Source organism: Oerskovia gallyi, from assembly GCF_014836745.1.
Taxonomy (GTDB): domain Bacteria; phylum Actinomycetota; class Actinomycetes; order Actinomycetales; family Cellulomonadaceae; genus Oerskovia; species Oerskovia paurometabola.
Genome location: NZ_JACSQE010000022.1, coordinates 1 through 5,538 on the forward strand (window position 1 = coordinate 1; position 5,538 = coordinate 5,538).

General features: G+C 56.9%; 3 rRNA genes. All 3 read left to right on the plus strand.

Annotated features, from left to right (window positions below):
• The first annotated feature begins 261 nt into the window (after positions 1–261).
• Positions 262–1,782 (plus strand): 16S ribosomal RNA (locus H9640_RS18790).
• A 399-nt stretch (positions 1,783–2,181) separates the two neighbouring features.
• Positions 2,182–5,287: ribosomal RNA gene (locus tag H9640_RS18795) — 23S ribosomal RNA — on the plus strand.
• A 90-nt stretch (positions 5,288–5,377) separates the two neighbouring features.
• Positions 5,378–5,494, plus strand: a 5S ribosomal RNA gene (rrf, locus tag H9640_RS18800).
• Together the 16S, 23S and 5S rRNA genes form the textbook arrangement of a ribosomal RNA operon.
• The last annotated feature ends 44 nt before the right edge of the window (positions 5,495–5,538 follow it).

The window sequence follows — 5,538 nt, forward strand, 5'->3', positions numbered from 1 at the left end:
AAGTTGCCCCGAGTGAAGGCCCCTGGTGGGTTGGAGTCGGTGCGTGTCGGTTGCTTGAGAACTCAACAGTGTGCTTGATAGTTAATGCCAATTGTCCTGCATGGGCGTGTGGCGCGCATCGTTTGGTGCGTGTTGTGTGTTCGTGTTGAGACTTCTATTTGGTATGAATTGAAAACGTCATGTTTTCGGTTTGTAGCCATGATTATGGACCTTCGGGTCCGCTTCGTATGGTTGTTAATCCTTCGGGGTTGATAGCAAACATTTACGGAGAGTTTGATCCTGGCTCAGGACGAACGCTGGCGGCGTGCTTAACACATGCAAGTCGAACGGTGATGCCCAGCTTGCTGGGCGGATCAGTGGCGAACGGGTGAGTAACACGTGAGTAACCTGCCCCAGACTCCGGGATAAGCCTTGGAAACGAGGTCTAATACTGGATACGAGACGCCCCTGCATGGGGAGTGTCTGGAAAGATTTATCGGTCTGGGATGGACTCGCGGCCTATCAGCTTGTTGGTGGGGTAATGGCCTACCAAGGCGACGACGGGTAGCCGGCCTGAGAGGGCGACCGGCCACACTGGGACTGAGACACGGCCCAGACTCCTACGGGAGGCAGCAGTGGGGAATATTGCACAATGGGCGAAAGCCTGATGCAGCGACGCCGCGTGAGGGATGAAGGCCTTCGGGTTGTAAACCTCTTTCAGCAGGGAAGAAGCGCAAGTGACGGTACCTGCAGAAGAAGCGCCGGCTAACTACGTGCCAGCAGCCGCGGTAATACGTAGGGCGCAAGCGTTGTCCGGAATTATTGGGCGTAAAGAGCTCGTAGGCGGTTTGTCGCGTCTGGTGTGAAAACTCAAGGCTCAACCTTGAGCTTGCATCGGGTACGGGCAGACTAGAGTGCGGTAGGGGTGACTGGAATTCCTGGTGTAGCGGTGGAATGCGCAGATATCAGGAGGAACACCGATGGCGAAGGCAGGTCACTGGGCCGCAACTGACGCTGAGGAGCGAAAGCATGGGGAGCGAACAGGATTAGATACCCTGGTAGTCCATGCCGTAAACGTTGGGCACTAGGTGTGGGGCTCATTCCACGAGTTCCGTGCCGCAGCAAACGCATTAAGTGCCCCGCCTGGGGAGTACGGCCGCAAGGCTAAAACTCAAAGGAATTGACGGGGGCCCGCACAAGCGGCGGAGCATGCGGATTAATTCGATGCAACGCGAAGAACCTTACCAAGGCTTGACATACACCGGAAACTTCCAGAGATGGTTGCCCCGCAAGGTCGGTGTACAGGTGGTGCATGGTTGTCGTCAGCTCGTGTCGTGAGATGTTGGGTTAAGTCCCGCAACGAGCGCAACCCTCGTCTTATGTTGCCAGCACGTCATGGTGGGGACTCATAAGAGACTGCCGGGGTCAACTCGGAGGAAGGTGGGGATGACGTCAAATCATCATGCCCCTTATGTCTTGGGCTTCACGCATGCTACAATGGCCGGTACAAAGGGCTGCGATACCGCGAGGTGGAGCGAATCCCAAAAAGCCGGTCTCAGTTCGGATTGGGGTCTGCAACTCGACCCCATGAAGTCGGAGTCGCTAGTAATCGCAGATCAGCAACGCTGCGGTGAATACGTTCCCGGGCCTTGTACACACCGCCCGTCAAGTCACGAAAGTCGGTAACACCCGAAGCCGGTGGCCCAACCCTTGTGGAGGGAGCTGTCGAAGGTGGGACTGGCGATTGGGACTAAGTCGTAACAAGGTAGCCGTACCGGAAGGTGCGGCTGGATCACCTCCTTTCTAAGGAGCATCACTCACAGTCGGCGCCCTTGTGGTGCTGGTTGTGCAGAGGCCATGGCACTCGCCGAACGCGTGGGTGGATGGTTGCTCAAGGGTGGAACATTAACGAAGAGCTCGGCCATGACGGTTCGTGTCAGTACCTGCCCACCTTGTGTGGGTGGTGGAACATCACGGGTACGGGGGAAGGGTTTGCCAAGCACACTGTTGGGTCCTGAGGGAACCGCCCGCATGGGTGGGGTCGCTCTGAACGGGCCATCGCGTCTCCTGGGTGAACCGCCAACCGGTTGTGTTGGTAGGCCGTGGGAGCGGGTGGGATCGTCCGTAGCTTGAGAACTGCACAGTGGACGCGAGCATCTTTGTAAGATCAAAGATTTATCTTTGTTCTCTGCAATTTTTTGTTGTCAAGTTTTTAAGGGCACAGGGTGGATGCCTTGGCACTAGGAGCCGATGAAGGACGTTGTAGCCTGCGATAAGCCTCGGGGAGTTGGCAAACGAACCGTGATCCGAGGATCTCCGAATGGGGAAACCCCGCTGGAGTCATGTCCAGTGACCCGCACCTGAATATATAGGGTGTGTGGAGGGAACGTCGGGAAGTGAAACATCTCAGTACCGACAGGAAGAGATATTCCGTGAGTAGTGGCGAGCGAAAGCGGAACAGGCCAAACCGTTCATGTGTGATAGCTACCAGGCGTTGCATGGGCGGGGTTGTGGGACCTTTCAGACCGGGCTGGTACCCGGTCAGGGAGTCAGAAAGCCGCGTTATAGTCGAAGGGCATTGAAAGGCCCGGCACAGAGGGTGCGACCCCCGTAGACGAAATGACGCGGCCTCCCGAAGGGGATCCCAAGTAGCACGGGGCCCGAGAAATCCCGTGTGAATCCGGCAAGACCACTTGCTAAGCCTAAATACTACCTAGTGACCGATAGCGGACCAGTACCGTGAGGGAAAGGTGAAAAGTACCCCGGGAGGGGAGTGAAATAGTACCTGAAACCGTGTGCCTACAATCCGTTGGAGCCTCCCTAGCAGGGGTGACAGCGTGCCTTTTGAAGAATGAGCCTGCGAGTTAGTGCTCAGTGGCAAGGTTAACCCGTGTGGGGAAGCCGTAGCGAAAGCGAGTCTGAATAGGGCGAATGAGTCGCTGGGTCTAGACCCGAAGCGAAGTGATCTAGCCATGGGCAGGTTGAAGCGTGGGTAAGACTACGTGGAGGACCGAACCCACCAGGGTTGAAAACCTGGGGGATGACCTGTGGTTAGGGGTGAAAGGCCAATCAAACTTCGTGATAGCTGGTTCTCCCCGAAATGCATTTAGGTGCAGCCTCGCGTGTTTCTTGCCGGAGGTAGAGCTACTGGATGGCCGATGGGCCCTACAAGGTTACTGACGTCAGCCAAACTCCGAATGCCGGTAAGTGAGAGCGCGGGAGTGAGACTGCGGGGGATAAGCTCCGTAGTCGAGAGGGAAACAGCCCAGACCACCAGCTAAGGCCCCTAAGCGTGTGCTAAGTGGGAAAGGATGTGGAGTTGCACAGACAACCAGGAGGTTGGCTTAGAAGCAGCCACCCTTGAAAGAGTGCGTAATAGCTCACTGGTCAAGTGATTCCGCGCCGACAATGTAGCGGGGCTCAAGTACACCGCCGAAGCTGTGGCATTCACACAAACGCTAGGCCTTCGTGGTCCAGGCGTGTGGATGGGTAGGGGAGCGTCGTGTGGGCAGTGAAGTCGCGGGGTAACCCAGCGGTGGAGCCTACACGAGTGAGAATGCAGGCATGAGTAGCGAAAGACGGGTGAGAAACCCGTCCGCCGAATGACCAAGGGTTCCAGGGCCAGGCTAATCCGCCCTGGGTAAGTCGGGACCTAAGGCGAGGCCGACAGGCGTAGTCGATGGACAAGGAGTTGATATTCTCCTACCGGCGAAGAACCGCCCATACCGAACCCGGTGATGCTAAGCGCCCTTAACCAGCATCGTCTCCTTCGGGAGACACCGCTGGAGCGGCGCGCGACCCGAACCGGTACTAGGTAAGCGTATTAACAGGGGTGACGCAGGAAGGTAGCCCAGCACGGCGATGGTTGACCGTGTCCAAGGTTGTAGGGCGAACAGTAGGCAAATCCGCTGTTCACATAGCCTGAGAACTGATAGATAGCGCGTATGCGCGAATTGGGTGATCCTATGCTGCCAAGAAAAGCCTCGGCGCGAGGTTCTAGCCGCCCGTACCCTAAACCGACTCAGGTGGTCAGGTAGAGAATACTAAGGCGATCGAGAGAATCGTGGTTAAGGAACTCGGCAAAATGCCCCCGTAACTTCGGGAGAAGGGGGGCCCGATGCGTGACGGAACTAGCTTCCCGAGCGTTGACGGCCGCAGAGACCAGGGAGAAGCGACTGTTTACTAAAAACACAGGTCCGTGCGAAGTCGCAAGACGATGTATACGGACTGACGCCTGCCCGGTGCTGGAAGGTTAAGAGGACGGGTCAGCCTTCGGGCGAAGCTCAGAATTTAAGCCCCAGTAAACGGCGGTGGTAACTATAACCATCCTAAGGTAGCGAAATTCCTTGTCGGGTAAGTTCCGACCTGCACGAATGGCGTAACGACTTCTCCGCTGTCTCAACCGCGAACTCGGCGAAATTGCACTACGAGTAAAGATGCTCGTTACGCGCAGCAGGACGGAAAGACCCCGGGACCTTTACTATAGCTTGGTATTGGTGTTCGGTGCGGCTTGTGTAGGATAGGTGGGAGACTGTGAAGCATGCACGCCAGTGTGTGTGGAGTCAACGTTGAAATACCACTCTGGTCGCTCTGGATATCTAACCTCGGTCCGTAATCCGGATCAGGGACAGTGCCTGGTGGGTAGTTTAACTGGGGCGGTTGCCTCCTAAAATGTAACGGAGGCGCTCAAAGGTTCCCTCAGCCTGGTTGGCAATCAGGTGTCGAGTGCAAGTGCACAAGGGAGCTTGACTGTGAGACTGACAGGTCGAGCAGGGACGAAAGTCGGAACTAGTGATCCGGCGGTGGCTTGTGGAAGCGCCGTCGCTCAACGGATAAAAGGTACCCCGGGGATAACAGGCTGATCTTGCCCAAGAGTCCATATCGACGGCATGGTTTGGCACCTCGATGTCGGCTCGTCGCATCCTGGGGCTGGAGTAGGTCCCAAGGGTTGGGCTGTTCGCCCATTAAAGCGGTACGCGAGCTGGGTTTAGAACGTCGTGAGACAGTTCGGTCCCTATCCGCTGCGCGCGCAGGAAACTTGAGAAGGGCTGTCCCTAGTACGAGAGGACCGGGACGGACGAACCTCTGGTGTGCCAGTTGTTCCGCCAGGAGCACGGCTGGTTAGCTACGTTCGGAAGGGATAACCGCTGAAAGCATCTAAGCGGGAAGCCTGCTTCAAGATGAGGTTTCCATCCCCGCAAGGGGGAGAGGCTCCCAGCTAGACCACTGGGTAGATAGGCCGGATGTGTAAGGCAGGACTAAAGACTGCTGAAGCTGACCGGTACTAATAAGCCGACAACTTGATAACACACAAACTTGTGCTACGCGTCCACTGTGCGGTTCCCGAGATACGGGCACACCCCCACGTAACCGGGGGCCCCGAACATCTCCATAGAGTTACGGCGGTCATAGCGAGAGGGAAACGCCCGGTCCCATTCCGAACCCGGAAGCTAAGCCTCTCAGCGCCGATGGTACTGCCCTGGAGACGGGGTGGGAGAGTAGGTCGCCGCCGGACAACCATTCACCAAAGGCCCACCCCTCACGGGGTGGGCCTTTGGC